Annotated in this window: 3 protein-coding genes; all 3 read right to left on the bottom strand. The window is 74.7% G+C overall.

Features of this window, described 5'->3' with window-relative positions:
- Window positions 1-1051: acetate/propionate family kinase (locus CCN39_RS08675; RefSeq protein ID WP_086840141.1), on the bottom strand; the 1051-nt coding region annotated here is incomplete at its 3' end.
- A gap of 14 nt (window positions 1052-1065) precedes the next feature.
- Window positions 1066-3693 (bottom strand): bifunctional acetate--CoA ligase family protein/GNAT family N-acetyltransferase, encoded by a 2628-nt coding sequence (locus tag CCN39_RS08670; protein WP_086840139.1) that lies wholly within the window; start codon window positions 3691-3693, stop codon window positions 1066-1068.
- A 324-nt stretch (window positions 3694-4017) separates the two neighbouring features.
- Window positions 4018-4921 (bottom strand): universal stress protein (locus CCN39_RS08665; protein WP_244210670.1); only part of this gene is annotated, 904 nt, incomplete at its 5' end.

Below are 4921 nucleotides of genomic sequence, written 5' to 3'. Positions count from 1 at the left end.
CGCCGCGGGCCAGCTCCAGGTCTTCCCGGGGCCGGACGATCAAGGCGGGCACCGGCGAGCCCGCGGCGGTGACGATCCGGTCGACGTCGGTGTGCGGCAGTTCCCCGGCGCGCAACCCGAGCACCGACAGTCCACTGAGGACGGAGCCGATCACATCGGGCTGGTGCTCGGCGACACCGCCGGTGAACACCACCGCGTCCAGCCGCGACAGGCTCATCGCCGCCGCGCCGATCTCCCGGCCCAGCCGGTGCCGGTAGACCTCCAGCGCGACCTCCGCGTCCCGCTCGCCGCGGGCCGCCGCGGCCAGCACCCGGCGCAGGTCGCCGTTGGTGCCGGTCATCCCGGCCAGCCCGGAGCGGTGGAACAGCGCGTCGGCCAGCTCGGCCGGGGTCATCGACGATGTCTGCAGCACGTGCAGCAGCAGGCCCGGGTCGACCGACCCCGACCGCGTGGCCATCATCGCGCCTTCCAGCGGCGTGAACCCCATGCTCGTGTCGACGCCGTGGCCGTCGCGGATCGCGGTCACCGACACCCCGGCGCCGACGTGCGCGCAGACGATCTGCAGCTCCTCCGGCGCGCGGCCCAGCAGCTCCCCGGTGCGGCGCAGCGCGTACTGGCACGACAGGCCGTGGAACCCGTAGCGGCGCAGCCGGTTCTGCGCGGTCCACGACCGCGGCAGCGGGTACCGGGCCGCGGCCTCGGGCATCCGGGCGTGGAACGCGGTGTCGAAGCAGGCCACCACCGGGACGGCCGGCAGCAGGCGCCGGACTTCCCGGGTGACGGTCAGCGACAGCGGCTGGTGGTTCGGCGCGAGCGAGGTGAGCCGTTCGAGGTTCGCCACCAACGCGTCGTCCACCCGTGCGGGCGCCTTCTGCGAGCCGCCGTGCACGAACCGGACGGCGACGGCGTCCACCTCGGACCACCGGCGGATCGCCTCGGCGACCGCACCGGGGTCGGCCAGGTCCCACGCCGTCCAGCCCACGGCGGTGCCGTCGGCGACGAGCGAGACCTTCATGCTCGACGAACCCGGGTTCAGGGTCAGGACACGCATGGCTTCCTCCGGTTTCAGTCGCGCAGGCGGCGCAGGAACGGGTCTTCGCCCGCGACGGGTTCCAGCCGGGCGCGGACGTCGAGCGCGACACAGCCGTCCGAGCGCACGCGCACCGGGTTGAGGTCCAGTTCGGCCAGCTCCGGCACGAGTTCGGCGAGCCGGCCGACCTTCAGCAGCAGCTCCCGCACGGCGGCCCGGTCCAGCCCGGACGCCCAGAGCGCCGTCGACGCGCGCAGCCCGTCCAGGAGCAGGTCCGCGTCGGCGCCGGTGAGCGGGGCGAGCCGGGCCGTGTGGTCGGCGATCAGGTCGGCGTCGACACCGCCGAGGCCGAACACCACCAGCGGCCCGAAGACCGGGTCCGAGCGCACCCCGACCAGCAGTTCGCGGCCGGGTTCGGCCATCGGCTGCACCGTGACCCCGCGCAGGGCGGAGCCGAAGCGGGCCCGCAGGGTGCGGAACGCCTCCAGGATCCGGTCGGCACCGTGCACGTTCAGCAGGACACCGCCACCCGCGGTCTTGTGCAGCAGCCCGTCGGCGTCGGCCTTCAGCACCACCGGCGAGCCCAGGTCGGCGGCCACGGCGTCCATCGAGTCACCGGCCTCGACGTAGTGCGTCTCCACCATGGGGATTTCGGCCAGGCGGAGCAGTTCGACGGCGTCGGCGGGCGCGAGCCAGCCTTCGCGTTTGCCGGCGAAGGCGCGCAACGCGTCCGGCTCTTCCAGTGGCGCCAAGGCTCCGGCGGTCTCGGGCCGGTTCAGCCACTGCTCGTACCGCACGAGCCGGGCCAGGACCGCGGCGGCCGCCGCCGGGTCGTCGTAGCAGGCGGTGACACCGGTGCCCGGTACCAGCGGGGCGACCCGGGCGCGTTGCCCGGGCCGGACCGCGAACACGGTCTTGTACTCCGGCGGCAGCACCGCCGCCAGCGACGTACCGGGGTCGCCGACCGCGGTCGGCACGGTCGCGGCGATCACCGCGTCGACACCGGCATCGGCCAGCACGGCACGCAAAGCGTCGGCGAACACCTCCGGCGGGACGGCCGCGGTCGTGTCGACCGGGTTCCGCACCGCCGCTTCCGCCGGGAGCAGCTTCGCGAGCCGGTCCCGCGTGTCGCCGGACAGCTCCGCCATCACCAGGCCTTCCCGTTCACAGGCATCGGCGGCCAGCACCCCGGCACCCCCGGCGTTGCTCACCACGGCCACCCGGGGCCCGCCGGGGAGCAGCTGCCAGGACAACCCGGCGATCACGTCGACCAGCTCGGCGACGGTGTCGACGGCGATCACCCCGGCCTGCTCGAACAGCGCGTCCCGGGTGACCGCGGGGGTCGCCGCGGCAGCGGTGTGCGACGCGGCCGCCCGCTGTGCGGTGTCACCACTGCCGGAGCGGACGGCGAGCACCGGGCGCGTCCGGGCGAGCCGGCGGGCCAGCCGGCTGAACTTGCGGGGGTTGCCGAACGACTCCAGGTAGAGCACCGCCAGCTCGGTGCGCAGGTCGGCGGCCCACCACATCAGCAGGTCGTTGCCGCTGACGTCGTACTTGTCGCCCGTCGAGACCAAGCTCGACAGGCCGAGGCCGAGGTCGCCGAGGGACTCCGCGAGGGCGATCCCGACGCCACCGGACTGGGTGACGACGCCGATGTTGCCCGGCTTCACGCTGCGGCCCAGGAACGTGAGGTCGAAGGGGTACGCCGGGTCGGTCGAGAGGACGCCGAGGCAGTTCGGGCCGACCAGCCGCAGGCCGTACTCGCGCACCGCCGCGTGGACCCGGTCGCCGTATTCGGTGCCGGTCAGCCCCGAGGAGATGACCACGACCGCACGGACACCCCGCTTGCCGCACTCCTCGACCGCTTCGGCGGCGGCCGGCGCCGGCAGGCAGACCACCGCGAGCTCGGGAGTCCGGGTCAGCTGCGCGACCGACGGAACACTCGGCACGCCGAGGATGACGCGGGCGTGCGGGTTCACCACCTCGACCGGGCCCCGGTAGCCGGAGACGGCCAGGTTGGCCAGCACCGCGTGCCCCACCGAGCCGGGGCTGCGGCCGGCGCCGATCACGGCGATCGAGGCGGGCCGGAACAGGTGCGCCAGGCTGGCCGCGTCGGCGACCGAGTCGCGCTCCAGCACGGCGTCCAGGTACGCGGGGTCCTCCTCGAGGTTCATCACGACGTCGCGTTCGGGGCCGCCGATGCTCGCCTCGAAGCGCAGGCCGAGGTCCTTGAAGACGTGGAGCACCTTGGCGTTCTCGGCGAGCACCTCGGCCAGGAACCGCCTCAAGCCCGACTTCCGGGCGTGGGAAACGAGGTGCTCCATCAGCAGGGTCGCCACGCCCTGGGTCCGCACGGCCGCGTCCACCACGAGCGCGACCTCGGCGTCGGCGGAATCCGCCAGCACCTCGTAGTTCGCGACGCCGACGAGCGCACCGCGCCGGTAACAGCCCACGGCGTAGTGGCCGGGACCCGGATCGGCGGCGATCCCGGCGGCCAGCTTGGCCAACCCGGACGGCGCGCCGAAGAACCGGAAGTAGGTGTCCCGCTGGGTGAGCCGGGTGTGCAGGGCGAGCACCTCGGCGGTGTCGGCCGGGTGCAACGGACGCACCAGCACCACGTCACCGCCCGCGAGCAGGGCCCGGGAGCCCGCGTCCACGCTCATCGCTTCTCCGTCCGCATGAGGGTGGGCGCGGCCGGCCACGCGCCGCGCCCACCGCAGGGGCGGTCACCTGGTTCCCGGTGACCTGGATCTCAAGGAGACCTCGGGGACCGGCGCCCCCGACGCGGCCGGACTACCCGAACCGCGAGGACCTTGGTCACCGAAGGCGCACCCGCGGGCGCGGGGAACCGGTGTGGTCAGCGACCGTCGCGGTCGTCACGCCGCCGACCGGCGCCCGTGGCGATCGTGAAGCCCGGCGATCAGCGCGATCCCGCCGTACACCGCGCTCGCGGCGAACCCGCATCGGCGCGCGGGGCCGCAGGGTGGTCACGTCCCGCTCCCGGTCCGCTGCGGCCGCACGACCGCCACCGGGCACGGCGAGTGCGCGATCAGCGCCTGGCTCGTCGAGCCGAGCAGCATCCCGGTGAACCCGCCCCGGCCGCGGCAGCCGACCACGATCAGCTGCGCGCTCTCGCCGCGCTCGAGCAGCGTGCGCACCGGTCGCCCGCGGAGGACCTCGAGCTCGATCGTCAGGTCCGGGTACTTGCGCTGCCAGCCCACCACCTGCTCGGCCAGCTTGACGCGCTCCGCCGCCGCGATCTCCGCCGGGTCCTCCTGCAGCGGGTGCGCCCGGAGCATGCCGTCGGCGAGGATGTCGCTCCAGGTGTGCACCGCGACGAGCTTCGTGCCACGCAACCGTGCCTCCTCGCAGGCGAAGGCGATCGCGGCCTCGCTGTCGGCCGAACCGTCGGTGCCGACGAGCACGGGGCCGGCGTCCGGCGGCGCGTCGTGCGGGGTACGGCCGCGGACCACCACGATCGGGCAGTGCGCGTGCGCCGCCACGGCGACGGCGGTCGAGCCGACGAGCAGGCCGGTGAAGCCGCCCAGCCCGCGTGAGCCGAGCACGACCAGTTCGGCGTGCCGCGACTCCTGGACCAAGGCGGTGACCGGGCTCCACTCCCGAGCCGCGGTGGTAACGTCGAGGCCGGGGTGTTCGGCCAGGACCGCGTCCCGCGCTTCGGCCAGCAGGCCCTCGGCTCGTTCGGCCAGCCCGGCCCGGACCTGTTCGTGCGTCCCGAACGCGACGGGTGCCTTCACCTGCGGCAGCGTGTAGACCTGGACCAGCCGCAGCGGGCGCCCGCGGCGGAGGGATTCGGCACCGGCCCACACGGCGGCGTGCACCGCGGAGCTCGAGCCGTCGATCCCGGCGACGACCGCGCCGTCAGCGAAT

It is taken from the genome of Amycolatopsis kentuckyensis (genome assembly GCF_002155975.1).
Taxonomy (GTDB): Bacteria; Actinomycetota; Actinomycetes; order Mycobacteriales; family Pseudonocardiaceae; genus Amycolatopsis; species Amycolatopsis kentuckyensis.
The sequence above is the reverse complement of the archived record's forward strand: the minus strand, read 5'-3'. Positions and strand labels throughout refer to the sequence as shown.

Bases quoted from the DNA above. Each gene is read 5' to 3' on its own strand.
- CCN39_RS08670 (WP_086840139.1), bottom strand. From the start codon at position 3,693: ATGAGCGTGGACGCGGGCTCCCGGGCCCTGCTCGCGGGCGGTGACGTG.